27 protein-coding genes and 1 other RNA gene are annotated in these 25,746 nt (G+C 70.5%); 12 read left to right on the forward strand and 16 right to left on the reverse strand.

Features of this window, described 5'->3' with window-relative positions:
- Window positions 1–82: 82 nt before the first annotated feature.
- From ffs to ACYQ7X_RS00515, 6 genes are all read left to right on the forward strand, one after another.
- Window positions 83–181: signal recognition particle sRNA small type (gene ffs, locus ACYQ7X_RS00490), an RNA gene on the forward strand.
- Window positions 182–291: 110 nt separating this feature from the next.
- On the forward strand, window positions 292–2,472 hold the full coding sequence (locus ACYQ7X_RS00495; RefSeq protein WP_459694855.1) for a DNA polymerase III subunit gamma/tau: 2,181 nt from the start codon (window positions 292–294) through the stop codon (window positions 2,470–2,472).
- Entirely contained in the window at window positions 2,469–2,792 is a 324-nt protein-coding gene (locus ACYQ7X_RS00500) for a YbaB/EbfC family nucleoid-associated protein (protein WP_459694856.1), read from the forward strand. The genes ACYQ7X_RS00495 and ACYQ7X_RS00500 overlap by 4 nt, the downstream gene beginning before the upstream one ends.
- 15 nt (window positions 2,793–2,807) lie before the next feature.
- The gene (gene recR, locus ACYQ7X_RS00505; protein ID WP_459694857.1) at window positions 2,808–3,401 is read left to right on the forward strand and encodes a recombination mediator RecR; all 594 of its coding nucleotides are present in this window, start codon (window positions 2,808–2,810) and stop codon (window positions 3,399–3,401) included.
- Window positions 3,402–3,616: 215 nt separating this feature from the next.
- The gene (locus tag ACYQ7X_RS00510; RefSeq protein ID WP_459694858.1) at window positions 3,617–4,078 is read left to right on the forward strand and encodes a glycine zipper family protein; all 462 of its coding nucleotides are present in this window, start codon (window positions 3,617–3,619) and stop codon (window positions 4,076–4,078) included.
- A gap of 189 nt (window positions 4,079–4,267) precedes the next feature.
- On the forward strand, window positions 4,268–4,726 hold the full coding sequence (locus ACYQ7X_RS00515) for a CsbD family protein (RefSeq protein ID WP_459694859.1): 459 nt from the start codon (window positions 4,268–4,270) through the stop codon (window positions 4,724–4,726).
- 171 nt (window positions 4,727–4,897) lie between these two features.
- Here the strand turns inward: ACYQ7X_RS00515 and ACYQ7X_RS00520 are convergent, their stop codons facing one another.
- From ACYQ7X_RS00520 to ACYQ7X_RS00530, 3 genes are read right to left on the reverse strand one after another with little or no spacing between them, the layout of a single operon-like run.
- On the reverse strand, window positions 4,898–5,749 hold the full coding sequence (locus ACYQ7X_RS00520) for an arginyltransferase (RefSeq protein ID WP_459694860.1): 852 nt from the start codon (window positions 5,747–5,749) through the stop codon (window positions 4,898–4,900).
- 52 nt (window positions 5,750–5,801) lie between these two features.
- Window positions 5,802–6,260, reverse strand: coding sequence for an RDD family protein (locus tag ACYQ7X_RS00525; RefSeq protein ID WP_459694861.1), 459 nt, complete (start codon window positions 6,258–6,260; stop codon window positions 5,802–5,804).
- Window positions 6,261–6,265: 5 nt separating this feature from the next.
- Complete coding sequence (locus tag ACYQ7X_RS00530) at window positions 6,266–8,749, reverse strand: penicillin acylase family protein (RefSeq protein WP_459694862.1); 2,484 nt, start codon at window positions 8,747–8,749, stop codon at window positions 6,266–6,268.
- A gap of 187 nt (window positions 8,750–8,936) precedes the next feature.
- Here ACYQ7X_RS00530 and ACYQ7X_RS00535 point away from each other — a divergent pair, with 187 nt between their 5' ends.
- The 4 genes from ACYQ7X_RS00535 to crcB all read left to right on the forward strand — a co-directional run bounded on the left by ACYQ7X_RS00535 (window position 8,937) and on the right by crcB (window position 11,947).
- The gene (locus ACYQ7X_RS00535) at window positions 8,937–9,833 is read left to right on the forward strand and encodes an alpha/beta fold hydrolase (protein ID WP_459694863.1); all 897 of its coding nucleotides are present in this window, start codon (window positions 8,937–8,939) and stop codon (window positions 9,831–9,833) included.
- A gap of 179 nt (window positions 9,834–10,012) precedes the next feature.
- Window positions 10,013–10,474, forward strand: a complete 462-nt coding sequence (gene speD, locus ACYQ7X_RS00540) for an adenosylmethionine decarboxylase (RefSeq protein WP_459694864.1) — start codon at window positions 10,013–10,015, stop codon at window positions 10,472–10,474.
- A 101-nt stretch (window positions 10,475–10,575) separates the two neighbouring features.
- Entirely contained in the window at window positions 10,576–11,442 is an 867-nt protein-coding gene (gene speE, locus ACYQ7X_RS00545) for a polyamine aminopropyltransferase (RefSeq protein WP_459694865.1), read from the forward strand.
- A gap of 109 nt (window positions 11,443–11,551) precedes the next feature.
- Window positions 11,552–11,947 carry a fluoride efflux transporter CrcB gene (gene crcB / locus ACYQ7X_RS00550; protein ID WP_459694866.1) on the forward strand — a complete coding sequence of 132 codons (396 nt, stop codon included), beginning with the start codon at window positions 11,552–11,554 and terminating at the stop codon, window positions 11,945–11,947.
- 149 nt (window positions 11,948–12,096) lie between these two features.
- On the opposite strand, the gene ACYQ7X_RS00555 is transcribed toward crcB, so the two are convergent.
- From ACYQ7X_RS00555 to ACYQ7X_RS00605, 11 genes are all read right to left on the reverse strand, one after another.
- Window positions 12,097–13,434 (reverse strand): bifunctional folylpolyglutamate synthase/dihydrofolate synthase, encoded by a 1,338-nt coding sequence (locus ACYQ7X_RS00555; RefSeq protein ID WP_459694867.1) that lies wholly within the window; start codon window positions 13,432–13,434, stop codon window positions 12,097–12,099.
- Between the two features lie 34 nt (window positions 13,435–13,468).
- On the reverse strand, window positions 13,469–14,353 hold the full coding sequence (gene accD / locus ACYQ7X_RS00560) for an acetyl-CoA carboxylase, carboxyltransferase subunit beta (RefSeq protein ID WP_459694868.1): 885 nt from the start codon (window positions 14,351–14,353) through the stop codon (window positions 13,469–13,471).
- A 51-nt stretch (window positions 14,354–14,404) separates the two neighbouring features.
- Window positions 14,405–15,235, reverse strand: coding sequence for a tryptophan synthase subunit alpha (gene trpA / locus ACYQ7X_RS00565; RefSeq protein WP_459694869.1), 831 nt, complete (start codon window positions 15,233–15,235; stop codon window positions 14,405–14,407).
- Window positions 15,232–16,449, reverse strand: coding sequence for a tryptophan synthase subunit beta (gene trpB, locus ACYQ7X_RS00570; protein ID WP_459694870.1), 1,218 nt, complete (start codon window positions 16,447–16,449; stop codon window positions 15,232–15,234). Before trpB ends, trpA begins: the two co-directional genes overlap by 4 nt.
- Before the next feature lie 14 nt (window positions 16,450–16,463).
- The gene (locus ACYQ7X_RS00575) at window positions 16,464–17,153 is read right to left on the reverse strand and encodes a phosphoribosylanthranilate isomerase (RefSeq protein ID WP_459694871.1); all 690 of its coding nucleotides are present in this window, start codon (window positions 17,151–17,153) and stop codon (window positions 16,464–16,466) included.
- Window positions 17,150–17,860, reverse strand: a complete 711-nt coding sequence (gene pyrF, locus ACYQ7X_RS00580; RefSeq protein ID WP_459694872.1) for an orotidine-5'-phosphate decarboxylase — start codon at window positions 17,858–17,860, stop codon at window positions 17,150–17,152. The genes ACYQ7X_RS00575 and pyrF overlap by 4 nt, the downstream gene beginning before the upstream one ends.
- A gap of 6 nt (window positions 17,861–17,866) precedes the next feature.
- Window positions 17,867–18,250, reverse strand: coding sequence for a lipopolysaccharide assembly protein LapA domain-containing protein (locus ACYQ7X_RS00585; protein ID WP_459694873.1), 384 nt, complete (start codon window positions 18,248–18,250; stop codon window positions 17,867–17,869).
- Window positions 18,251–18,396: 146 nt separating this feature from the next.
- Window positions 18,397–18,696, reverse strand: coding sequence for an integration host factor subunit beta (gene ihfB, locus ACYQ7X_RS00590; protein ID WP_459694874.1), 300 nt, complete (start codon window positions 18,694–18,696; stop codon window positions 18,397–18,399).
- Window positions 18,697–18,834: 138 nt separating this feature from the next.
- Entirely contained in the window at window positions 18,835–19,740 is a 906-nt protein-coding gene (gene sppA, locus ACYQ7X_RS00595) for a signal peptide peptidase SppA (RefSeq protein WP_459694875.1), read from the reverse strand.
- 121 nt (window positions 19,741–19,861) lie between these two features.
- Window positions 19,862–21,583 (reverse strand): 30S ribosomal protein S1, encoded by a 1,722-nt coding sequence (gene rpsA / locus ACYQ7X_RS00600; RefSeq protein ID WP_459695199.1) that lies wholly within the window; start codon window positions 21,581–21,583, stop codon window positions 19,862–19,864.
- Between the two features lie 215 nt (window positions 21,584–21,798).
- Window positions 21,799–22,260: a winged helix-turn-helix transcriptional regulator gene (locus tag ACYQ7X_RS00605; protein ID WP_459694876.1), complete on the reverse strand. Its 462-nt coding sequence runs from the start codon at window positions 22,258–22,260 to the stop codon at window positions 21,799–21,801.
- Between the two features lie 102 nt (window positions 22,261–22,362).
- Between ACYQ7X_RS00605 and ACYQ7X_RS00610 the strand changes: the two genes are divergently transcribed.
- Window positions 22,363–23,115 (forward strand): SDR family NAD(P)-dependent oxidoreductase, encoded by a 753-nt coding sequence (locus tag ACYQ7X_RS00610; protein ID WP_459694877.1) that lies wholly within the window; start codon window positions 22,363–22,365, stop codon window positions 23,113–23,115.
- Window positions 23,116–23,139: 24 nt separating this feature from the next.
- On the opposite strand, the gene cmk is transcribed toward ACYQ7X_RS00610, so the two are convergent.
- Together cmk and aroA are read right to left on the reverse strand one after the other, a co-directional pair.
- Window positions 23,140–23,790, reverse strand: a complete 651-nt coding sequence (gene cmk / locus ACYQ7X_RS00615; protein ID WP_459694878.1) for a (d)CMP kinase — start codon at window positions 23,788–23,790, stop codon at window positions 23,140–23,142.
- On the reverse strand, window positions 23,790–25,151 hold the full coding sequence (aroA, locus tag ACYQ7X_RS00620; protein ID WP_459694879.1) for a 3-phosphoshikimate 1-carboxyvinyltransferase: 1,362 nt from the start codon (window positions 25,149–25,151) through the stop codon (window positions 23,790–23,792). Before aroA ends, cmk begins: the two co-directional genes overlap by 1 nt.
- A 114-nt stretch (window positions 25,152–25,265) precedes the next feature.
- On the opposite strand from aroA, the gene ACYQ7X_RS00625 reads away from it, so the two are divergent.
- A complete protein-coding gene (locus ACYQ7X_RS00625) occupies window positions 25,266–25,604 on the forward strand; it encodes a TIGR02300 family protein (protein WP_459694880.1) in 339 nt (112 codons plus the stop codon).
- Window positions 25,605–25,746: the final 142 nt, after the last annotated feature.

A 25,746-nucleotide genomic window follows, 5' to 3' on the forward strand; every position in this document is an offset into this window, starting at 1 on the left:
GCCTTGTTCGCACGGCATGGGCGACCGGACAAGCATCCTTCCCGCTTGCGGCCCTCGGGCGGCGCGCGTATGGAGACCCTCAGGGGGGTCGGCGGCGGACGAGCGCCTCGCCAACCCGGTCAGGTCCGGAAGGAAGCAGCCGCAACGAGTTTCCGCTCGGGTCGGTGTCCGGCCCCCCGCTTTCCAGCCGCCGCTCTCCACGCTTTCGCGCCGGCCGGCTCAGTGCCGCAAGCCGGCCTTACGCTCGCAGCCGAAATGCCGCTTCCCGCCGCGAGGCCCTTGCCTAGCGCCATGCCCTGTCGTGTAGAAGGGCGCGTGGACGCGATCGAACCCCCTGACGACGAGATGCCGCTGCCGGCCGCCGAGGGCCCGGGCCTGTTCGCGGACGCGCCTGAGCCGGCCGCGCCTCAGCCGGCCGCGCCCGAGCCGGCCGCGCCGGGCGTCTCCACGCCGGGCGGCTCCACGCCGGGCGGCTACCGCGTGCTCGCGCGGGCCTATCGGCCGAGCCGCTTCGAGGATCTCATCGGCCAGGATGCGATGGTGCGCATCCTCCGCCGCGCCTTCGCCACCGGCCGCATCGCCCATGCCTTCATGCTCACCGGCGTGCGCGGCACCGGCAAGACGACGACCGCCCGCATCATCGCCCGCTGCCTCAACTGCACCGGGCCCGATGGCCAGGGCGGCCCCACCGCCGAGCCTTGCGGCCTCTGCGCCAATTGCCGGGCCATCATGGCCGACCGTCACCCCGATGTGATCGAGATGGACGCCGCCAGCCGCACGGGCGTGGACGACGTGCGCGAGATCATCGAGGCGACGCGCTTTCGCCCGCTCGAAGCGCGCGTCAAGGTCTTCATCATCGACGAAGTGCATATGCTCTCGCGCAATGCCTTCAACGCCCTGCTCAAGACGCTGGAGGAGCCGCCGCCGCATGTGAAGTTTGTCTTCGCGACGACGGAACTGCGCAAGGTGCCCGTCACCGTGCTCTCCCGCTGCCAGAAGTTCGATCTCCGCCGCGTGCCGGCGGCGGAACTCGCGGCGCATTTCGGCCGCATCGCGGCGCGCGAAGGGGCGCGGGTGGAGGCGGGCGCGCTCGATCTCATCGCCCGCGCCGCCGATGGCTCGGTGCGCGACGGTCTCTCCCTGCTCGACCAGGCGATCGTCACCGGGGAGGCGGAGGGCGGCACCATCACCGCCGCGATGGTCGCCGATATGCTCGGCCTCGCCGATCAAGGGCTGCTCTACGATCTCTTCGAGCATCTCATGGCCGGCCGCGCGCCTGCCGTGCTGGCGGCACTCGATCAGGCGCATGAGCGGGGCGCGGATGCCGGCCTCGTGCTGCAGGATCTGCTCGCCATCTGCCATCTGCTGAGCCGGATGAAGGCCTCGCCGGCTCTGGCCGAGGGCGCCGAACTGCCGGAGATCCAGCGCCTGCGCGGCGGCGCGCTCGCCGCGCGGCTCTCGCTCCCCGTGCTCGGCCGCGCCTGGCAGATGCTGCTCAAGGGCGTCGCCGAGGTCGAACAGGCGCCGGACCGGCGGGCCGCGGCGGAGATGGTCCTCATCCGCCTCTGCTACCTCGCCCATCAGCCGACACCGGGGGAGCTGGTGCGCCGCCTCGCGGGCGAGATGGCCGAGGCCGGGCCCGCCGCCGCTCCCGGCCTCGCCCCCGCGCCGGGAAACCTCGCCGCACCCGGCCTCACCCCCACCTCCCCATCCGCCTCCATGCCCGCCCCGGCGCTCGCCCAGGGCCCTGCCGCGCGTGGCGAAACCATGTCCGGCGGCATGCCGGCGCCGATGCTGCGCGCGGTGGGCGATGGCGCGCCGATGGCGCAAGCCCAACCCCAGCCGGTGCCCGAGGCCGAGGCCGAGCCCGAGCCCGAGCCGGCGGCGGAAGCGCCGCTCGCTTTCGCCCCCATCCCGCCGAGCTTCCGCGACGCGATCACCCTGGTGCGGGAACGCAACGAGCCGGTGCTCTACGGCCATCTGCTGCATTCGGTGCATCTCGTCCGCTACGCCCCGCCGGTGATCGACCTCCGGCCCGACCGCGCCGCCCCGCGCGATCTCGCCGCCCGCCTTGCCGCCGTGCTCAGCGCGGCGACCGGCCAGCGCTGGACGATCGCGCTCTCGCCGCTCGACGGCGATCCCACCATCGAGCAGCAGCGCCAGGCGGCGGATCAGGCGCGGGAGGCCGATGCCGCGCGCCATCCGCTGGTGCAGGCGATCTTCGCGGCCTTTCCCGGCGCGCAATTGACAGGTGTGCGCGATCCCCTGGCCGATGAGTTCCGCCTGCCTCCGCCCGGCAGCGAGCCCGGCTTCGGTTCGGCTGGGACCGCCAGCGGCGGGCCGATCGCCGATTTCGACCTCGCGGCCGATATGGCCGAAGACATGCCCGAGGATATGCCTGATTTCGCCCCGCCCGATGCGGAGCCGATCGACGAAGACGATTTCGATATGGATATGGAGAGTGACGGATGAAGAACCTCGCCGGCCTGATGAAGCAGGCCTCGCAGATGCAGCAGAAGATGCAGGAGATGCAGTCCGCCCTCGAACAGGCCGAGGTCGAGGGCCAGGCCGGCGCCGGCATGGTCAGCGTCACGCTCTCCGGCAAGGGCGATCTCAAGCGGCTGACGATCGACCCCAAGCTCGCCGACCCTGCGGAGATGGAGATGCTGCAAGACCTCATCCTCGCGGCGCATGCCGATGCGCGGCGCAAGGTGGAGGCGATGGCGGCCGAGCAGATGCAGAAGGCAACCGGCGGGCTGCAACTGCCGCCCGGCATGAAGCTGCCATTCTAAGGCGCGGGCGGCCCCATGGGCGGGCCTGAGATCGAGCGGCTGATCGGCCTGCTCGCGCGCCTGCCGGGCCTCGGGCCGCGCAGCGCGCGGCGCGCGGCGCTCAAGCTCCTGCAACAGCCGGAGACGCGGATGCTGCCGCTCGCCCAGGCGCTCGCCGATGCGGCACGCGCGGTCAAGCCCTGCGCGCTCTGCGGCAATCTCGATGCGCTCGACCCCTGCGCCATCTGCCGCGATCCGGGGCGCGAGCAGGGGCTCGTCTGCGTCGTCGAAGGGGTGGGGGATCTCTGGGCGATTGAACGTGCCGGCGCCCATCGCGGCCTCTATCACGTGCTGGGCGGCGTGCTCTCGCCGCTCGGCGGCGTCGGGCCCGAGGATCTCAACCTCGCTCCGCTGCTGCGGCGGCTGGAAGGCGGCACGGTCAGCGAGGTCATCCTCGCCCTCGGCGCCACCGTCGATGGCGCGGCGACGGCGCATTGGCTGGCCGAGCAGCTCGCCGCCACCGGCGTCGCGGTCAGCCGCGTGGCGCAAGGCGTGCCGATCGGCGGTGCGCTCGAAGTGCTCGATGACGGGACGCTCGCAACCGCGCTCCGCGCCCGCCGGCCGGCCTGAAACGGGCGTGGGCGCGCGGCTGGCACCCTGGCCTCTGCCCTCGCCGTTGCATTCCGTAATCTGCCGGCCTGAAAACCGACCGGGTTCCGCGCCCTTTGCCTGCTGCCGTCCGGCTGGATAAGACTCTGGTCACGCCGCGCATTTTATCTTTTAAGACCGCTCGTATCGCTTTCCATCCGCTGGAAGGCTGCCCAACCGCATGAGGGAGAAGACCGATGGCACGGTTGAAGATGATCCGATTCCTGGCGCCCGTCGCGGCCGCCGGGCTGCTCGCCGGCTGCGCGGCGCCCACCCCCACCAGCCCCACCATCACCGCGGTGCCGCCGGCGGGCAAGAACCTCACCCTGTTCCAGCAGGAGGATTATTCCTGCCGCAACTATGCCCAGCAGACCGTCGCCTATCCGGCCGCGACCCAGCATAGCCAGAGCAATGGCGTGGCGACCGCGGCGATCGGCACCGTGCTCGGCGCGGCGGCAGGCGCGCTCTTCGGCGCGGCGGCGGGCAATGCCGGCGCTGGTGCCGCGATCGGTGCGGGCGCCGGCCTCGTCGGCGGCACGGCGGTGGGCGCCGGGCAGACGGCGCAGACCGGCCGCAGCCTCCAGCAGATCTACAACAACGCCTATGCCCAGTGCATGACCTCCAAGGGCAATGGCATCGTGCCGGGCTACGGCTACTGAGGCGCGCCGCAGCCGCGCCTCGGCTGCGGGCTCCGGCCTCGGGCGCGGGCCTCAGTCGCGTCCAAGCGGGATTTGCATGCGGATTCCACGCGCGCGGGAGTTTGCATCGCGCGGAACGACCCCATCTGGAATGCAACACGCGGCGGCGCGCCTGGCGCCGCCGCCTCCAGCAGCAAAGGGGGCTTCCACATGAATGAAGACCACATCAAGGGCGGTATCGACGAGGCCAAGGGCAAGCTCAAGGAAGCGGCCGGGGACATGATGGGCGACGCCAAGACCTCGGTGGAAGGCAAGGGCGAGCAGATCGCGGGGCAGGCGCAGCAGGCTTGGGGCGATGTGCGGGAGACGATCGACGGCGTGGCGGCCGAAGCGAGCGAAACCGCCGCCGCGGCTGCCGATCAGGCTGCCAGCACCATCCGCCACGCGGCCGAGACGGTGCGGGGCGCGGCGAGCGACGTCGGCGGCCGGGTGTACGAGGCGAGCACCGCGGCCAGCCGCCAGGTGGCCGAGACGGTGCAATCCCAGCCGCTGCTCTCCCTCCTCGGTGTTGCGGCGGTCGGCTATCTCCTGGGCTATCTGCTGCATTCGCCATCGAGCCCCTTCGCGCCGGAGCCGCGCTATCGCCGCGTCGTCCGGCGCTGGAGCTGACGGCAGAAGAGCGGATCCTGGTCAGGTGGCGGGCATCTGGCCAGGCGATGCCGCTCGCTGGCGCGGGGAGCGGGAACGGATCGAGGCGCCAGTCCGCGACCCTGCACCGCCCGGCGCTTGCCAGCAGGATTGATGGGTGGTGGCCGGGGCTTGAGCGCCGCCCGCCGCGCCTCAGCCTTCGCCCGCGCCCCTGAGGCCGGGCGGGAGCGGGGCGGCGGCAGGCCCTTCGGAGGCGAGCGGCGGAGCCGTGCCGCCTTTGCTGAAACCCGGGGCAAGCTCCCCCGCGGCTGCCGGCTCGTCCTCGCCCGTCACCCGCTGCCAGGCGCCGCCGGCGAGGATCTCGTAGGGGCGGAAGCGCGTCTTATACGCCATCTTGCGGCTCTCCCTCACCCAATAGCCGAGATAGACATAGGGCAGGGCTTCGGCCCGCGCCTGATCGATGAGGTGCAGGATGGCGTGGCTGCCGAGGGATTTGAACAGGCTGTCCGATTCGTAGAAGCTATAGACGGCCGAAAGGCCATCGGCCAGCCGGTCCACCAGGCAGCAGCCGAGCAGGCGCTGCGCCGGGTCGCGGAATTCGGTGATGAAGGTGTCGATCGGCGTGTCTTCCACCATCGCGCGGTAATCGTAGAAGCTCATCGTCGCCATATCGCCTTCGGCGTGGCGCATCTGCTGGTAGCGCTGGAAGAGCTGATACTGCTCGATGCTGGCATGGGCAGGCACCGTCCGCGCCTGGAGCACCGCATTGGCCCGCGCGATGCGGCGCAGCCCCTTGTCCATGGCGAAGTGATCGACCGGAATACGGATCGGCACGCAGGCGTTGCAGTTCTGGCAGACCGGGGCATAGGCGATATTGTGGCTGCGGCGGAAGCCGGCGCGGGAAAGCTGGTCGTGCAGCGCTTCCGCATCCGGCCCGCTCAACTCCGTCACCACCTTGCGCTCGGTCCGGCCCGGCAGATAGGGGCAGGGCAGGGGGGCCGTGGTGTAGAAGAAATTCGGCCGGCGGATGGTCCGGTAGTTCATCTGGCCGCCTGCGCTCCCCGTTCAGTTCGCGGCTGAATGCCGCGCCTGCCGTTCACCATGGCCTCCAGTCAGCCGCATCGGCCCGCACCACCACGAGGCCGGCGAGCATGTCATGCAGCGCGCGGCGCCGGAAGGTGAAGAACACCACGCCGAGCCAGATCACCCCGGCCAGCAGCGTGAGGTAGAGGAGGCCCACGAAGGCGATCGCCTGCACAAGGCTCGGGCGGCCGAGATCCTCCTGCCGGCGCACCGAAAGCCCCATCGCCCTCTGCCCCGGCGTCGCGGCCCCTGGGCCCGCGATGAAGCCCGCGAGGTAGCAGAGCCCAATGATGAGCACGAGATGCGCCGGACCGTGCAGCAGGCCGAGGCTCATCACATGCAGGATGGCGAAGGCGATCGAGAAGCAGAGCGTGAGGATGAGGATGACGGCGAGATCGATCGCGAAGGCGCCGATGCGCCGGCCCGGCACTCCCCCCGTCAGGCTGTCATCATCCATCGCGAAGGCGCTCATCGGTCTCACGGCGGTGATTTTGGCATGATCCGGATCTGGCGGGAAACAACATTCGGCTCAGGGCCGAGTTCCACCATGCCGCCGGCACGCCAGGTCTGCAGCAGGTCGAAGGCATGCTGGTCGAGCAGATCGCCTGATTGCCCTGGCGCGATCATGAAGCGGCTGCGGTCAAGATTGGCGAGATCCTCGATGGTGCGGAGTTCCGGCCCGTGCAGCGCGGTGAATTCGGAGCGGCCGGGCAGATAGGCCGGGGCCTGCACATCGACCGTCTCGGCGCTGCCCGGCACCGGCACCTGGGCTTCGCCCAGGCCGCCGATCACCGGCAGCCGCGCCAGCACCGGATGGGCGAAGAGCGCCTGATGCGCCCGGCCCCAGCGCCAGCGCGCCGGGTTCCTGCCCCAGAAGCGGCTGAGCTTGCCCACCGCATCGGTGAGCGCGGGGGCGAGGTAGGGGCGGCAATCGCCGCCGCACCAGAAGGCCTCCGCCCTGGCCTGGTCCGGGCCCGGCACGAGCAGGCTGCGGAGCAGCGCCGCGCGGTTGACGGCAGGGGAATCGCTCGGCACGCCCGCCGCCTTCAGCACACGGTCGCCGAAGCTCCGCATCCAGGCGGTGAAGATCAGCGGCTCGGGCCGGTCGGCCGCCATCAGCCCATTCCAGCGCTGCATCATGCCGGCGGCCTGGCGGGCGGCGCCGGGGGTGGAGATCGTCACCGCCCGGAGCGCGGGTAGCAGGCTGCGGGCGAAAAGGCTTGTCACATCCATCTGGATGGCGCCGAAACGATCGAGCGTCTGGCGGTCGGATTGGTCGAGCAGGGCAGTGATCCGCCGCGCCCGCCAATCCGCGTAGGTATCGCGGCTGATGAGGGGCGCGCCGGCCGCCTGCGGCATCGGCTGGTTGGCGTTGACGATCATGCCGCTGGCCGGGTCAATCGCATGCGGCAGGGCGGCGCCGCTCGCCCAGCCCACCCAGTCATGCGCGCCATCGGCCCCGGCCTCGGGCCAGGCGCCGTCACCCGCGCGGCGGATGGGCACGCGGCCGGTGGTGAAGAAGCCGATGGCGCCGGCGGTATCGGCCACCAGCAGGTTCTGCACCGGGCTCGTGATCTGCGGGGCGGCGGCGCCGGCTTGGGCGACGGTCTGCGCCTCGTCGAGGGCGAGCAGCCCATCGGCATCGGTATCCTGGGGCGCGGTGGTGGCCATCTCTACCGTCAGCACCGTATTCGGGCTGGGGCCGGCGCCGATCACCGGCCCGTGCCGCGTCGTCCGCACATCGAGGACGACATCGGGCCGCCCCCGCACCGCGATGACCACGCGGCGATGGCCGAAGGGCCGGGGCCCGCCCGGGGTTTCGTAGTCCTTGCCGCCATCGGTCACGGTTTCGATGAAGACATCCTCGGTATCCGCGCCGGTCGAGGTGAAGCTCCAGGCGATATGCTGGTTATGGCCGATGACGAGGAAGGGCACGCCCGGCACGGTGGCGCCGGCGAGGCTGTGATCCGGCGTGTCGATACGGGCGAGGTACCAGAGGCCGGGAAAGCCGTAGCCGAGATGCGGATCCCCGGCGAGGAGCGGTCGCCCGGTCTCGGTGCGGTCGCCCGCGAGCACCCAGGCGTTGGAGGCGCGGGCCGGCAGGGTGAAGCCTTGCGGGAAATGCCGCAGCAGGGCGAGGGCATGGGCCGCCGCCGCCGCCGCGCCCGGCGGATAGGGGGGCGGCGTGGCGGCGGCGCTGCCGCCCTTCCTGTCTCCTGCCCCGCCTTCCGTCCCGTCTCCGGTCCTGTCTTCCAGCGGGCCCGCGCCCGGCCAGAGGCTGTCGATCTCGGCCCGGGTCAGATGCGCCGAGAGGGCGAGGCGGGCGAGTTCCGTCCGCCAGTTCCCCGAGAGCCAGAGCCCCATCATCTTGCCCCAGAGCAGGCTGTCCACGATCGTCCAGGGCTTGGGCTTGCCGAGCAGGAGATATTCCGGGGCGGCGAAGCGCCCGCGCCGGGCGAGCCAGGCATTCACCCCGGCCGCATAGGCGCTGAGCATGGCGCGGGCCTGGGGCGAGAGCGCGGCGGCATCGGCCTCGGCCGAGCGGCGGAGGCCGAGGATGCGCATCTCCTCGTCATTGGGCAGCGCCCGCGGCCCGAGCAGGGCGGCGAGGGTGCCGCCGGCGGCGCGGCGCATCAGGTCCATCTGAAAGAAGCGGTCCCGCGCATGGACATAGCCGAGCGCCATGGCGGCATCGGTATCGGACGCGGCGCGGATATAGGGGATGTCGTTGCTGTCGAAAGCGATGCCGACGGGGGCGGAGACGCCGGGGATGGTGATGACGTCGTTCTGCGGCGGCAGGATACGCCAGATGAGCGCGGCGAGCGCGGCCGCGATGAGGCAGAGGATGAGGACAAGGATGAGGAGCGCGCGCCGCCCGCGGGACCAGAGGCGCCCGAGGCGGCCGCTGCCGCCCGGGCCCGCTGCGCCGGGCCGAGAGGGGCGGAGCCTCGGCGCCCGCAACCGCGGTGCCCTCGGCCGGGGCTTCGGCGTGGCGCCGTCCGCCGTCTCGCTCGTCTCGCCGATGGGTCGATCCTCCGCCGATTGCGCGCCTCGCCTTCAAGGGCCATGACTGGGCGGGAAGATGCAAGCCCCCTCTGCGCGGCCCGCCGGCGAGCACGGGGGAGGGCCTGGGAACGAGGAGAAAGCCATGGCCGCCAATCATTCGCCCGAGGGCGCGCCCGCCCGCATGCCCGCCCGCGCGGGGGACCCTTCGCCCAAGCACGGCAGCCTCCGCTACCTGCTCGCGGATGGGTTTCACGACATGGCCTATACCGGCTGGGGCGAGCCCGAGCGGCCGACCGTGATCTGCGTGCATGGGCTGACCCGGCAGGGCCGCGATTTCGACCGTCTGGCCGCGGCGCTTGCCGCCGATTTCTACGTCCTCTGCCCCGATCTGCCGGGGCGCGGCGGGTCGGACTGGCTGGCCCCCGCGCTCTACCAGCCGCTCACCTATGTCACCGCGCTCGCGACGCTCTGCGCGACGCGCCCGGGGCCGGTGCGCTGGGTCGGCACCTCGCTCGGCGGCATCTGCGGCATGATCCTCGCGGCGCAGCCGAAAACCCCGGTGAGCCGGCTGGTGCTGAACGATATCGGCCCCTTCATTCCGGCCGCCGCCCTGGCCCGCATCCGCGACTATATGCAGCCGCCGCCGGTCTTTGCCGATCTCGCCGGGCTTGAAGCGCATCTGCGCGTCATCCACGCCCCCTTCGCCGTGCCGGACGATGCCGGCTGGGCCGAGATGGCCGCGCATTCCGCCCGCGCCGTCGCCGGGGGGCTCACCCTGCATTACGATCCCGCGATCGGCGATATCATCCGCGCGACCGAGCCGAACGATGTCGATCTCCGGGCCTATTGGAACGCGATCACCGCGCCGGTCTTCACGATTCGCGGCGCGCTCAGCGATCTGCTGCTGCCCGAGACGCTGGCCGAGATGGATGCCCGACCGGGCGCGCTGAGCCTCACCCTGCCCGAAACCGGGCACGCCCCGGCGCTGATGGACAGGGAAAGCATCCGCGCCATCTGCGATTTCTTGAAAGAGGATTGATCTCCGCGCGGGGCTTTCGGCAAAACCTTGCTCTCACCGCATGGCGGAGGGGCCTGCCGCGCGGCATAATTTCACTTGCGCCGCCGGGCAGCGGGCCGCATAACGCGCCCCCTTGGCCCCAGGGGGCATGCCATGAGGGCATGTCCAACAGGCCGTCTACTGGTTGAGGGAGCATGCGCATGAACGCACTTGCCCGACTGGGGATGGTCTCGGATTTCCCGAGCGAGAACCAGACGTCTGCCACCGCCGATACCGCGGAGGCGCAGAAGGATTATTGGATCGAACGCGACGGGCAGCGGTTTGCCGGTACGCATCTGCTGGTCGATCTGTGGGGTGCGAGCAACCTCGACCAGCCCGACCTGATCGACCGCGCGCTGCGCGAGGCGGCGATCGTTTCCGGCGCCACCATCCTGCATTCGCATTTCCACCATTTCTCCCCCAATGGTGGCGTCTCCGGCGTGCTCGTGCTGGCCGAGAGCCATATCTCGATCCACACCTGGCCTGAGAAGAACTTCGCCGCCATCGACATGTTCATGTGCGGGGATTGCGATCCGCGCCTCGGCGTGCCGGTGATCGAGGCCGCCTTCACGCCGAGCCGCGTCGATCTGGACGAGCAGCGGCGCGGCAGCCGCGGCGCCTGAGAGCGGGCGCTCGCTTCCCCCCATCCTTATCGCGTGATACCGGGCGTGCGGCCCTCGCGGCTGCGCGCCCGGCTTCATGACGGAACGACGGAGAGAATGCCATGGCAACCGAGGCTTGGCTGCACGAAACCCTCTACCCCGCCTGGGGCCAGCGCTTCCGCATCCGGCGGGAACTTGCCCGCGTGCAAAGCGCCTTTCAGGATATCGCGATCTTCGAGAGCGAGAGCCATGGCCGCGTCATGGTGCTGGACGGTGTCATCCAGATCACCGAAGCGGATGAATTCACCTATCAGGAGATGATCGCGCATGTACCGCTGCTCGCCCATGGCGCGGCGCGGCGGGTGCTCATCATCGGCGCCGGCGATGGCGGCGTGCTTCGCCGCGTGCTGCAGCATCGCGGCGTGACGGAAGCGGTGATGTGCGAGATCGATGGCGAGGTCATCCGGCTCGCGAAGGAGCATCTGCCGATGATCGCGGGGGATGCCTGGAAGGATCCGCGCGCAGAGGTCATCGTGGGTGACGGTATCGACTATGTCCGCCGCGCGGAGGCGGCAAGCTTCGATGTCATCATCGTCGATTCGACCGATCCGGTCGGCGTCGGCGAAGTGCTGTTCACCGACGCGTTCTACGAAAACTGCGCGCGCATCCTCACGGCGCGCGGTGTCATCGTCAACCAATGCGGCGTGCCCTTCTGCCAGGCAGACGAGCTGCGCGAGACGAGCCTGCGCCGGCGCCGCTTCTTCCCCGAGGTCGGTGCCTATCTCGCGGCGGTGCCGACCTATGTCGGCGGCTTCATGACGCTCGGCTGGGCGGCCAAGGGCGGCCCGCTCGGCGCGGTGGCGGTGGCGGAACTCGCCGCGCGCGCGGAGGCGGCCGGCATCCTCGGCCAGACGCGCTATTGGACGCCCGAGGTGCATCACGCCGCTTTCCAGTTGCCGCCCTATATCGCCGAGCATCTGCCGGGGTGAGCCGCGGTCTTTGCATCGGCGCGGAATGCCGCCATGCTCACCGGCTGATCGGCCGGGGCTGATCGGCCGGAGCAGATAAGGAACGGGGCGCGATGAGGCAAGCGGCGCGATGACGGCGATGAGTTATCTGCTGGTTGCGCTGGGCGGCGCCATCGGCAGCGTGGGCCGCGCCTGGCTCGGCACGGTCGCGGCGCGGGCCCTCGGCATGGGCTTTCCCTGGGGCACGATGATCATCAACGTCATCGGCTCCTGCATTATCGGCATCGTCGCCGCAACCGCGCTGACGCCGAGCCGCACCATCGCCTCGCCTGAGCTTCGCATCTTCCTCATGGTCGGCTTCTGCGGCGGCTTCACCACCTTCTCCTCCTTCAGCCTGCAGACGCTGGAACTGCTGCGCGAGGGGCGGGCAGGGGCGGCCTGCGCCAATATCCTGCTCTCGGTCGGCCTCTGCCTCGCCGCCTCCGCGGCGGGGTATTTCGGCACGGCGTCTCTCGTTCCGCGGTAGCTGCTCAGCCGCCACGGTTCTGCGGCCACCACCCTTCTTCGTCATCCGCGGACTTGTTCCGCGGGCCTCCCCGCCAGGGAAGGGGTGCCGGCTTCGCGGAGCGGGTCGCCTGCGCAAGCCCGGTGATGCCGTGGGGGAGCAGCCGGCCGCTATCCCTGGCGGAGCAGCGCGCCGGCGAGGTAGAGCGAACCGCAGACGAGCACGCGGGCCGGCGGCCCTTCCCCCGCTTCCTGCGCGATTTGGCGGAGCGCATCCGCGACCTGCCCGCCCGGCCGGGCGATGCCGCCCGAGGCCGCGATGACCGCCTCCACCGGCAGCGCGAGATGCTGCCCAGGCTCCGCCACCGCCCAAAGGCTCGCGGCATAGGGCAGCAGCGGCTGGAGGAATTCCGCCGCATCCTTGCCCTGCTTCATGCCGATGACGAGATGCAGCGGCCGATCCCGCCAGGAGGCGAGCTGCGTCGCGAGGGCGAGGCCGCCGCCGGGGTTATGCGCCCCGTCGAGCCAGAGCTCCCATCTGGCCGGCAGCAGCGCCGCGAGCGAGCCGCCGAGCTTTTGCAGGCGGCCCGGCCAGTAGGCGGTGCAGAGACCGGCGGCGAAGGCGGCATCCGGCAGGCCGAGGCCGGCGGCGCGGAGCGCGGCGATCGCGATGCCGGCATTATCGAGCTGGAAAGGCCCGGCGAGCGCTGGGGGCGGCAGGTGCAGGGTGCCGGCGGCATCGGCGAAGGCGAAGCCGCCGCCCGCCTCGGGCGTGACCGTCCAGTTCCAGCCGCGCAGCAGCAGGGGCGTGCCGCGCGCCGCTGCCTCGGCCTTCAGCACCGCCCGCGCCTCCGCCTGCTGCGCGCCCGAGACCGCCACCACGCCGGGGCGGAGGATGCCGGCCTTCTCCGCCGCGATCGCGGCGATGGTATCGCCGAGGAATTCCCGATGGTCGATCGAGATCGAGGTGATGGCGGAAACCAGCGGCCGCTCGATCACATTGGTGGCGTCCCCGCGCCCGCCGAGGCCGACTTCGAGGATGCAGAGATCGGCCGGGTCTTCGGCGAAGAGCAGGAAGGCCGCGGCGGTGATGACCTCGAAGACGGTGATCGGCGCGCCGTCGTTCGCCCGCTCCACCACCTCCAGCGCCTCGGCCAGCCGCTCATGGCTCACCAGCCCGTCCGCGAGGCGGATGCGCTCGTTGAAGTCGATCAGATGCGGGGAGGTATAGACTTGGCAGCGCAGCCCCGCCGCCTCGCCGATGGCGCGGGCGAAGGCGCAGGTGCTGCCCTTGCCGTTGGTGCCGGCGACATGCAGCACCGGGGCGAGCCGCCGCTCGGGATGGCCGAGCTTGCCGAGCAGATCGCGCAGCCGCCCGAGATCGAGGTCGATCGCGCGCGGATAGAGGCGCAACAGGCGTTCGAGGATGCCATCCACCCGCGCATCCTGGCTCCGCTCCCGCGCGGCGGGCGCCACGCTGCTCGCCGAATCGGCCTTCGCATCCGCCATCATGGTCTCCGCATCCAGCCTGAGCGCGGTGCCCTCAGGCCGCACGCTCCGGCAGCGGCGCCGGCAGCCCCTCGGCCGGCAGCAGGAGGCCGATGACGCGGGCCAGCGTCTCGCGCATTTCGGCGCGGCGCACGATCATGTCGATGATGCCATGCTCGTAGAGGTATTCGGAGCGCTGGAAGCCATCGGGGAGCTTTTCCCGCACCGTCTGCTCGATCACCCGGGCGCCGGCGAAGCCGATCAGCGCGCCCGGTTCGGCGATCTGGACATCGCCCAGCATGGCGAAGCTCGCGGTGACGCCGCCGGTCGTCGGGTCGGTCAGCACCACAATATAGGGCAGGCCCGCTTCCTTCACCATCTGCGCCGCGATCGTCGTGCGCGGCATCTGCATGAGGCTGATAGCGCCCTCCATCATGCGCGCCCCGCCCGAGGCGGAATAGATGATGAGCGGCGCCTTCTGCAGCACCGCGAGCCGCGCGGCGGCGACGATCCCTTCGCCCACCGCCGCCCCCATGGAGCCGCCGAGGAAGGCGAAATCCATCGCCGCCACCACGGATTTCCGGCCGCCGATCTCGCCATGGCCGACGAGGATGGCGTCATCCAGCTTGGTCTTGTCCCGCGCTTCCTTGAGCTTGTCGGTATAGCGCTTCTGGTCGCGGAAACGCAGCGGGTCCTGCGGCACGCGCGGCGTCTCGATCAGGGTGTATTTGCCGCCGTCGAAGGTCCAGTTCAGCCGGTCGCGGGCGGAGGCGCGCATATGGTGGCCGCAATGCGGGCAGACCTTGAGATTGGTCTCGAGATCCTTCTGGAAGATCATCTGCTGGCAGGCGGAGCATTGGTGCCAGAGATTCTCCGGCACATCCTGCCGGCCAAGCAGCGTGCGGATCTTCGGGCGGATGATTTCGGTGAGCCAACTCATGGGCGCAAACTCCCTTCAGATGCGGCCGGATCGCGCGCGCAACCGCCGATCTCAGGCGGCAACGGGCACCGTGCGAACGGCCTCCGCCAGCGCCCGCACTTCGGCAAGCACGCGCGAAGCGGTATCGGCCTGGGCGCGGCCCCGCTCATCCAAGGTTTTGGCGAGCAGGTCAATCAGCGAGGAGGCGACGACCGCGCCATCCGCAAGCCGGCTCGCCTCGGCGGCCTGGGCCGGCGTGCGGATGCCGAAGCCGATCGCGATCGGCAGATCGCTGAAGCGGCGGATGCGCGGGATTGCCTCGCCCAGCTGGGCGGCGGAGGCGCTCTTCGTGCCGGTGATGCCGGCGATGCTGACGTAGTAGATGAAGCCGGAACTGCCTTCGAGAACGTAAGGCAGCCGCGTCTCGTCGGTGGTCGGCGCGACGAGGCGGATGATGTCGAGCCCATTGGCCGCCGCATGGGGGCTGAGCAGCTCGGCCTCCTCGGGCGGCAGATCGACGACGATGAGCCCATCGACCCCGGCGGCCGCGGCATCCTGGGCGAAAACCTCGACGCCATAGGCGATGATCGGGTTGAGATAGCCCATGAGGATGATCGGCGTGCGGTCATCCCCTTGGCGGAAGCGGCGCACCATGGCGAGGGTGCCGGCGAGCGTGGCACCCGCCGCGAGCGCCCGCTGCCCGGCGCGCTGGATGGTCGGCCCATCCGCCATCGGGTCGGTGAAGGGCATGCCGATCTCGATGAGGTCGGCGCCCGCCGCCGGCATGCCGGCGAGGATCGCCTGGCTGGTGTCGAGATCGGGGTCGAAGGCTTCGAGGAAGGGGATGAGCGCGCCGCGCCCCTCTTTCTTCAGTTGCGCGAAGCGCGCGGCGATGCGGCTCACAGGCGATCCCCGAGATGGGCGGCCACCGTGAAGATATCCTTATCGCCACGGCCGCTGAGGTTGAGGAGGATGATCTGCTCCGGCCCCATCTGCGGCGCGATCTTGGCGAGATGGGCGAGGGCATGGGCGCATTCCAGCGCCGGGATGATGCCTTCGACGCGGCAGCAGAGCTGAAAGGCCTCCAGCGCCTCGTCGTCGTTGATCGGCACATAGCTCACCCGCCCGCTCTCATGCAGGAAGGAATGCTCGGGCCCGAGGCCGGGATAGTCGAGCCCGGCGCTGATCGAATGCGCTTCCTGGATCTGCCCGTCCTTGTCCTGCAACAGATAGGTGAGGTTGCCGTGCAGCACGCCGGGCTTGCCGCGGGCGAGGCTCGCCGCCGTCTTGTCGGTATCAATGCCGTGCCCGCCGGCTTCAACGCCGATGAGGTCCACCGGATCGTCGAGGAAAGGGTGGAAGAGGCCGATCGCATTCGAGCCGCCGCCGACCGAGGCGATCGCCACATCCGGCAGCCGGCCCTCGGCCTCCATCAGCTGCGCCTTTGCCTCATTGCCGATGACGCATTGGAAATCCCGCACCATGGCGGGGAAGGGATGCGGGCCCGCGGCGGTGCCGATGAGGTAATAGGTGTCGTGGACATTCCCCACCCAATCGCGCAGCGCCTCGTTCATCGCGTCCTTGAGCGTGCCGGCGCCGGCGGTGACGGGCTTGACCTCCGCCCCCAGCAGCTTCATGCGAAAGACATTGGGCTTCTGCCGCTCGACATCCGTCGCACCCATATAGATCGTGCAGGGCAGGCCGAAGAGGGCGCAGACCGTCGCCGTCGCCACGCCATGCTGGCCGGCGCCGGTCTCGGCGATGATGCGCGTCTTGCCCATGCGCCGGGCGAGCAGGATCTGCCCCATGCAGGCGTTGATCTTGTGCGCGCCGGTATGGTTGAGGTCTTCGCGCTTGAAGTAGATCTTGGCGCCGCCGAAATGCCGCGTCAGCCGCTCGGCGAACCACAGCGCGCTCGGCCGGCCGACATAGTTCTTGAGGTAGCCGTCCAACTCGGCCTGGAAGGCGGGGTCGTCCTTGGCGGCGAGGTAGGCGGCTTCCACTTCGCGGATGACGGGCATCAGCGTTTCCGCCACATAGCGGCCGCCGAACTTGCCGAAATGCCCGCGATCATCCGGGAAATTGCGCAGGCTGTTCTGGCCGCCGGCTTCACCCATCGAGAAATGCTTGTTCACGAGACCCCCTGCGTGGTGCTCTCATACTCCGCGGCCTGCGCCCCCGGAAGGCCGGCGGCCGCGTTTCGTGCCGCTGAAATGAAATCCCTGATGCGCGCAGGGTCTTTCACCCCGGGCGCGCTTTCCACGCCGGAGGAGACATCGACACCGCCCGTTCCCGACAGGCGGATCGCCTCGCCGACGTTTTCCGGCGTCAGCCCGCCGGCGAGCAGCCAGGGCAGGCGCGGCTGCCAGCCGGCGAGGATCTGCCAGTCGAGCGCGGTTGCATTGCCGCCGGGGCGGTTGGCGCCGGCCGGCGGTTTCGATTCGATGAGCATCCCGTCGAGCCCGCTAGCCGCGGCTTCGGCCTGCCCGAGATCCGCCGCCGCCGAAACCCCCTGCGCGAGCCAGACGGGCAGGGCGAAGCGGGCGCGGATGGCGCGCGCCACATCAGGGGTAGCGTAGATTTGCAGCACGTCGAGCAGCGCTGTGTCGAGCACGGCGGCGATCTCGTCGAGGCTCGGCTTGACGAAGAGGCCGACGGCGGGCGGGCCGCCCGGCCGGCTCGCGCGGATCTTGGCCGCTTGCTCCGCCGTGACGAAGCGGGGGGAGGCGGGGAAGAAGACAAACCCGGTATAGTCCGCCCCGCCCGCGAGCGCGGCGGCATAGGCTTCCGCGCTGTTGATGCCGCAGATCTTGACCTTCATGCCGCCCGCTCCTGCCGCAGCTCGGCCGCGATGGCGGCGGCCGCCGTGGCGGGATCGGGCGCCGCGGTGATCGGCCGGCCGATGACGAGCCAATCGGCGCCCGCGGCGATCGCCGCGCGCGGGGCCAGCGTGCGTGCCTGGTCCCCCGCCGCCGCACCCGCCGGGCGGATGCCGGGCACCACCAGCAGCGGCTCGGCCCCGATCTCGGCGCGCAGCATCGCCACTTCCTGCGGGCTGCAGACCAGCCCATCCGCCCCCGCGCGGAGCGCGAGGCGGGCGAGGCGCAGCACCTGCTCCGCCGGGCTCGCGGCGATGCCGGTTTCCGCCAGCGCCTCGGCCGAGAGGCTGGTGAGCACGGTGACGGCGAGGAGCTTCGGCCGGGCGCTGCCCGCCTTCTCCGCCGCCTCACGGGCAGCGGTGATCATCGCGGAGCCGCCGGCGGCATGCAGGGTGAGCATCGCGGCGCCGAGCGGCAGCACCGCTTCCACGCCGCCGGCCACCGTATTCGGGATGTCGTGCAGCTTGAGATCGAGAAAGACCGGCGCTTCACTCACCGCCCGCACCCCCGCCTGGCCATGCGCGAGGTAGAAGGCGAGGCCGAGCTTGAGCAGGCCGATATGGGGCCCGAGGGCCGCCGCCCAGCGCCTGGCCTGGCCGAGGTCTGTGGTGTCGAGGGCGGCGATGATCGGGTTGCGCGGCAGTGTCATCGCGGCTCAGCCTTTGGCCGGCGGCAGCACATCCACCCGCGGCGCGGACGGGGCGGCGGTGGGGGTGACGACGGCAGGCGCGACGACCGCAGGAGCGGCACGGTAGAGGGGCGGGGTGCGCCGCGCCTCGGCCGCCGTCAGCTCCGCCTGCAGCCGCGCCACCTGCGCTTCCGCCCGCCGGGCGCGGCGGCGCAGCCCCCAGTGATCGAGCGTCACCACCGCGCCGCCGAGGAAGAAGGCGATCGCCATGCCGATGAGGATGGCGAGCGAGAGCGGTAGCGCGAGGCTATAGCCGGTCGGCCAGAAGCCGAGCGTCACGATCTCCCGGTTGGAGAGGCCGAAGACGATGAGGATGAGCACCAGGATGAAGGCGGGGATCAGTCGCAGCATGGCGTCAGTCTAGGCGATCCGGTGCGCGGGGGGAAATGCTCGCTCGGCGCCTGCCCTCTGCGCCGATAGACATACATATATGTGTATGTATTGGCTACAGGAATGCCGCGAAGCCATGTCGAAGCGCGGGCGCGGGCGGGCCGGGATCAGCCGGCCTTGCTCTCCGGGCCCTTGTTGACGCGCAGGCGCAATTCCTTGCCGGCCTTGAAGAAGGGCACCACCTTCTCATCCACCGAGACCGCTTCCCCGGTGCGCGGGTTGCGCCCGGTGCGCGCCTGGCGCTGCTTGATGGTGAAGGCGCCAAAGCCGCGCAGCTCCACCCGTTCGCCGCGTGCCAGCGCTTGGCTGATCTGGTCGAAGATGGTGCCGACGATGGTTTCCACATCCCGCGCGGTGAGATGCGGATTAGCCTCGGCCAGGGCGGCGATCAGCTCCGACTTGGTCATACGGCTAACCCTACCCCTTGCTTGCAGCCAGGATGTTTCGCGCTCAGGCCTGGTCTATCCCGCGAAGGCTCGACCGGCAGCGACGGCAGCAGCAGCCCCGCCGCCAGGCGTCGTGGCGGCGGTGGCATGCGTTGCCGATCATTGCCCGGAAGGCTGCCAGAGTGCCACCGCGCCGTCAAGCATAACCCTTTGCGAAAACAAGAGATTAGCAACACCACCGAGGTGGATGCCGAAGAACGAGGCGCCGTCCTCGGGGATCTTGACCGGGATGGCGGGAAGCCCTTCCGGCACGCCCCGGGCGGCGGCAAGCCAGGCGCGGGCCGCCCGCCTGCCGCCGATCGCGTCGATCAGGTGCAAGGGCAGCGCCTGCCGGCCGGTATAGGCGCGGCCATCGGCAAGCTGCGTCACCGCCGCGATGCTCATATGCCGCCCTTCGGCGACCATGGCGACGAACTGGCCATAGAGGTTCATGATGAGCCCTTGCAGCGCCGCCTGGCCGGCCGGCGTCATCGGCGCGGTAAGGCTCGGCTGGCCCTTGAGCGGGCCTGAAACCAGCGTCTGCACATGGATGCCGACCTTATCCAGAAGGCCCGAGAAATCCGGCGCTTCGAGCAGCACGCCGATCGAGCCGGTGAGCGTCGAATTGCGGGCGAAGATGCGCGCCGCCGGCACCGCGATCATATAGCCGGCCGAGGCCGCGACCCCCTGCATCACCGCGACCACCGGCTTGACGGCGGCGACGCGGGCGATCGCGTCGTGCAGCGCCTCGCCGCCCGAGACCGCGCCGCCCGGGCTGTTGATGACGACCATGAGCGCGGCGACCCGCCGATCATCCGCGAGCTTGCCGACCGCCTCGGCCTGCTTTTCCTCGTCGCCGATGATGCCGGTGACGCGGAGCACCGCGACATGCCGCCCCTCGGGCAGGCCGATGGGGAGGATCGCGATGAGCGCGGCGACCACCGCCAGCACGGCGATGGCGCGCCAGATGACGATGCCGCGGCGGAGGCGGCGGCGGGCGAGCAGGAGATCGGCTTCGAGGCTCATCGGCGCTTCTCCTCGGGCAAGGGGCGGGCAGGGCAAAGAAAAAGCCGCGGGCGGCACTTGCGCGCCACCCGCGGCCCCGAGAACCTATCCGGCAGGCCGACTGGCCGGCCGAAACCAGGCTTTAGCCATCGCTCTGCTGGTTGCGGCGGCGGATCGCCGCACCCAGGATATCGCCGAGCGAGGCGCCGCTATCGGCGGAGCCGTATTCCTGCACCGCCTGCTTGTCCTCGTCCATTTCCTTGCCGCGGATGGTGAGCGCGAGCTTGCGCGCCGCGCGATCGACCGAGATGACCTTGGCATCGACCTTCTCGCCCACGGCGAAGCGGTCCGGCCGCTGGTCGGCCTTGTCGCGGGCGAGTTCGGCCCGGCGGATGAAGCCCGTCAGCACCTCGTCGACCGAAACCTCGATGCCGTTCGCCTGCACGGCGGTGACGACGCAGGTGACGATATCGCCCTTATGGACGCGATCGAACACGCCGGCCGCCGGATCCTCATGCAGCTGCTTCACGCCGAGGCTGATGCGCTCCTTCTCGACATCGACATCGAGCACCTTGGCCTTGATCATGTCGCCCTTGTGGAAGCGGGTGATCGCCTGCTCGCCCGGCTCGTCCCAGGAGAGGTCGGACATATGGGCCATGCCGTCGATATCGGGGCCGATGCCGATGAAGAGGCCGAATTCCGTGATGTTGCGGATTTCGCCTTCGATCACGCTGCCGACCGGATGCTCCTCGAGGAACTGCTCCCACGGGTTGCGCTGGACCTGCTTGAGGCCGAGCGAGATGCGGCGCTTGGAGGCATCCACATCGAGCACCAGAACATCGACTTCCTGGCTGGTGGCGACGATCTTGCCCGGATGGACGTTCTTCTTGGTCCAGGACATCTCGGAGACGTGAACCAGCCCCTCGACCCCCGGCTCCAGCTCCACGAAGGCGCCGTAGTCGGTGATGTTGGTGACGCGGCCGGTGAACTTCGCCCCCGGCGGATACTTGGCGGCGACACCTTCCCACGGATCGATTTCGAGCTGCTTCATGCCGAGGCTGATGCGCTGGGTATCCTGGTTGAAGCGGATGACCTGCACCTTCACCGGCTGGCCGATCTGCAGCGCCTCGCTCGGGTGGTTGATGCGGCGCCAGGCGATATCCGTCACGTGCAGCAGGCCATCGACGCCGCCGAGATCGACGAAGGCGCCGTAATCGGTGATGTTCTTCACCACGCCATCGAGGATCATGCCCTCCTTCAGGCCCTGGATCAGCTCGCTGCGCTGCTCGGCGCGGGTCTCTTCCAGCACGGCGCGGCGGGAGACGACGATATTGCCGCGGGCGCGATCCATCTTGAGGATCTGGAAGGGCTGCGGCGTGCCCATCAGGGGCCCGACGTCGCGAACCGGGCGGATATCGACCTGGCTGCCGGGGAGGAAGGCGACCGCGCCGCCGAGATCGACCGTGAAGCCGCCCTTGACGCGGCTATAGATCGTGCCGTTGACGCGCTGGTTGGCGGCATGGGCCTTTTCGAGATTGGTCCAGCTCTCCTCGCGCCGCGCCTTCTCGCGCGAGAGCACGATCGAGCCGTCGCGGTCTTCGTAGCGCTCGACATAAAGCTCGACCACGTCGCCGACGGCGACTTCCGGCTTCTGGCCGGGGGGGCCGAATTCCTTCAGCGGCACGCGGCCTTCGCTCTTGAGGCCGACATCGACGATGACGGCATCGTCGGTTACGCGGAGAACACGGCCGGAGACGACGGAGCCGTCGAAGCCGCTGTCGCGGCCGAGGGTCTCGTCGAGCAGGGACGCGAAATCCTCCTCCGCGGGGTGGCCGGCGGGGCGGAGGGCGGAACTGGCTGACATATGCTGGTTTCTGTCCTTGATCAGATCATGCGGCAGGGCCGCATCGGGTTTGCGCGTCATGGCTTGCGGGACCATCCCGGGCGGACACGGCTTGCCCGCGCTTCTGGCGGGCCGGCATGGGCGAGGCGGCGCGACAACGCGCGCGCCCCGCGGGAGAGATACGCCGTACCGCCTTCAAGTCAAGCAAAAGCGGGATGACGTCTGGCCCGCAAGGATTAGAGCGCCAGCCCGCGCTCCCGATCCGGCTTGCCATGCGCCGCATCGAACGCCGCCCGGGCGGTATCGACCTGGGCCGCATTCTGCGCCGCCCAGATCCACAGGCCGCAGAAGGCCGCCCCCAGCGTGAGCCCAAGCTCGGTGAGCCGATACTCCACCCGCGGCGGGACAACCGGATAGACCCGCCGCTCGGCCAGGCCGTCGCGCTCCATCTGACGGAGCGTTTGGGTCAGCATCTTCTGGCTGACGCCGGGCATCAGGCGGCTGAGCTCCGAGAAGCGCAGCAGGCCGTGCTCGGCCAGGTGTTCCAGCACCAGCATCATCCACTTGCCGGCCGCACGGCCGATCAGCTCCGCCACCAGCGCATCGACGCGGGGATCGGCCGCCGCCTCATGCTCCTTCGCGAAAAGAGCGCGTGTCGCGGCAAGCTGCTCGCCGGTCGGCGGTCCGAACACTGTCATCGGACACTCTCTTTCAGGTTAGTATAAATCTTTCAGGTGCCTACTTCCTGATAGAGAGTATGGCGCCTAGCTTGGTTCATGCAACAGGTACGGAGCCTTTCCATGAAGATCGTCCTCATCACCGGCGGCAGCCGCGGGCTCGGCCGCAGCATGGCTGAACACGCCGCAGCGCGCGGCTTCGGCGTCGTCCTTACCTACAAATCCAACGCGGAGGAGGCGGTGAAGGTCGTCTCCGCCATCGCCGGCGCGGGCGGGACTGCCGCGGCTTTGCCGCTCGATGTCGGGGAGGCGGCAGGCTTCGCGGCATTCGCGGGAGCGCTGCGGCGCGTCCTCGGCGAGACCTTCGGCGCGGAGCGCCTCGATGCCTTGGTCAACAACGCCGGCATGGGCGTGCATGCGAGCTTCGCCGAGACCACCGAGGCGCAGTTCGACGCGCTGATGAGGGTCCACCTCAAGGCGCCATTCTTCCTGACGCAGACGCTGCTGCCGCTGCTCGCCGATGGCGGGCGCATCATCAACGTCTCCTCCGGCCTCGCGCGGTTCAGCATGCCTGGCTACGCGGCCTACGCCACCATGAAAGGCGGCGTCGAGGTGATGACGCGCTACATGGCGAAGGAGCTCGGGGCGCGGCAGATCCGGGTGAACACCTTGGCGCCCGGCGCCATCGAGACCGATTTCGGCGGCGGCGTGGTGCGCGACAATGCCGAGGTGAACAAGATGATCGCGGGCCAGACGGCGCTCGGCCGGGTCGGATTGCCGGACGATATCGGCGCCGCGACCGCCGCTCTTCTCAGCGACGACACAGGCTGGATCACGGCGCAGCGCATCGAGGTTTCGGGCGGCATGATCGTCTGACGCGGAGGGACTCGGCGTCTCGCGTCAGACGCCGAGCTTCCAGCGGATGATGGCCTCGGCCCGCGCCAGCGCCTCCTCGGCCGAGAGGGCGCTGGTGTCGAGGAGGACGGCATCCTCGGCCGGCCGCAGGGGAGCGACTGCGCGGGCGGCGTCCGCCGCGTCCCGCGCTTCCATCTCGGCCAGGATGGTCGCGAGATCGGGCACCGCGCCGCCACGCGCCTGAAGCTCGGCATGGCGGCGGGCAGCGCGAACCGCGAGGCTCGCCGTGACGAAGAGCTTCACCCGCGCATCGGGCAGCACAACCGTGCCGATATCCCGCCCGTCGAGCACGGCGCCTTGGGCTGCGAAGCGCCGCTGGAAGCCGAGCAGGGCGGCGCGTACGGCCGGATGGGCGGCCACCCGCGAGGAGGCGGCATCCGCCGCCGGGCCCCGCAGATCAGGGCGGGAGAGATCCTCGACCGCGAGCGCCTCGGCCGCGGCGAGGGCCGCCGCCGGATCCGCCGGATCGCCCCCGCGATCGAGCAGCCGCCGGCCGGTCGCGCGGTAGAGCAGCCCGGTATCGAGATGCGGCAGGCCGAGGACCAGGGCGAGGCTGCGGGCGAGGGTGCCTTTGCCGGAGGCGGCCGGACCGTCGATCGCGACGGTGAGCGGCCGCGCGCTTTCCTCCGTCGCCATCAGGCCGCGGCGATTGCGGCGCCGAGGCCGCGCATGAGATCGGCGAAGCCCGGGAAGCTCGTTTCGATGAAGCCCGCGTCATCCGCCGTGACGCCATGCGCGGCGGCGAGGCCGAGGACCAGGGCGGACATGGCGATGCGGTGGTCCATCTGCGTCTCGACCAGGCCGCCGCCCCGCGGCGGGCGACCGCCCGACCCCTCGATGATGAGATCGTCCCCCTCGATCGTTGCGCCGACGCCGTTGACGCGGAGCAGCGCCGCCGTCGCCTCCAGCCGGTCGCTTTCCTTGACGCGGAGTTCCGAGAGCCCGCGGAAGCGGCTGGTGCCGGTGGCGCAGGCGGCGGCGACGGCGAGAATCGGGAACTCGTCCACCATCGACGGCACGCGCGCCCGCGGCACCTCGATCGCCCGCAGCGTGCCGGCGCGGGCGGTGATGTCGCCTACCGGCTCGCCACCCTCCACCCGCTCATTGGCGATGGTGAGATCGGCGCCCATCTCGATGAGGCTGGTGAAAAGGCCAGTGCGGAGCGGGTTCAGGCCGACGCCTTCGATGGTGACCTCCGAGCCCGGCACGATGAGGGCGGCGATGAGCGGGAAGGCGGCGGAGGAGGGATCGCCCGGCACCACGATATCGGCGGCGGTCAGGGTGGGGCGGCCCTGCAGCCGGATGACGCGCCCGGCCCCTTCCGCCGTGACCGCGACGGAGGCGCCGAAATGGCGCAGCATGTTCTCGGTATGGTCGCGCGTTGCCTCCGGCTCCTCGACCACCGTTTCGCCCGCGGCATTGAGGCCGGCGAGCAGGATCGCCGATTTCACCTGGGCGGAGGCGACCGGCAGGCGGTAGGCGAGCGGCGCCGGATTGCCGGCCCCTTCGATGGCGAGCGGCAGGCGCCCGCCCTCGCGGCTGGCGAAACGCGCGCCGGTGGCCGAGAGCGGCTCCGTCACCCGCTTCATCGGGCGGCGGCGCAGGCTGCCGTCTCCGGTCAGCACCGCGAAGATCGGGTGGCTTGCCAGGATGCCGCAGATGAGGCGGGCGGCGGTGCCGGAATTGCCCATGTCGAGCACATCCGCGGGCTCGGCGAGGGTGCCGCGCCCCTGGCCGCGCACCGCCCAATGGCCGGGCGCATGGCGGGTAACGGTGGCGCCCAGGGCCCGCATGGCCTCGGCGGTGCGCAGCACGTCCTCCCCCTCCAGCAGGCCGGTGATGCGCGTCTCACCCGCCGCGAGGGCGCCGAACATGAGCGCCCGATGGCTGATCGACTTATCCCCCGGCACGCGGATACGGCCCTGGAGCGGGGCGCCGGCCGGGCGGCTTTGCAGGGGCGATGCCGCGCGGGCGGCGGCGTTCGGAGAAGGTTCCATCGGGCTACTCTTGATGCAGGAAGGGCACATGCGCGGGAAGGGGGTTTGACAGCCGGGCCCTGGGATGGCAAGGCCGCCCCCTTCCGATCTTCGCCCATCTTGACGAGGCTCCCAATGGTAAAGCCTGAGCTAGGCTCCAAGCGCACCTGCGTCTCCTGCGGGACACGCTTTTACGACCTCCGCAACCCGACGCCCGCCTGCCCCAAATGCGGCACCGAGCAGCCGCCCGAGCAGCCGCGCCTGAAGCGGGGCGGGCCGCCGATGGATGATCGGCGCCTCAAGAAGCCGGTGGCCGCGGCGCGGGAGGAGGATGTCGATGTCGAGGCCGTCGAGGTCGAGGATGTCGTCGAGGATGATGACGACGTGCTGGACGAGACGGCCGATCTCGACGATGACGATCCGATCGAGGCTGAGATCGAGGTGGAGAAGGATCCGGACGAGCGCGACCAGTAACGCGCCCGCCTCCCTGCATCCCGCCGGCGCCGGTGGCGCGCCGGCGGGGGATCTGCCCGCTTTGCCTCCCGCTTCCGGCGCATCCACCCCGGCCTTGCCGCGTCTTGTGCTGCCGCCCCTCCTCCCCACCTGCTGCTTTATC

It is taken from the genome of Acidisoma sp. C75 (assembly GCF_054665095.1).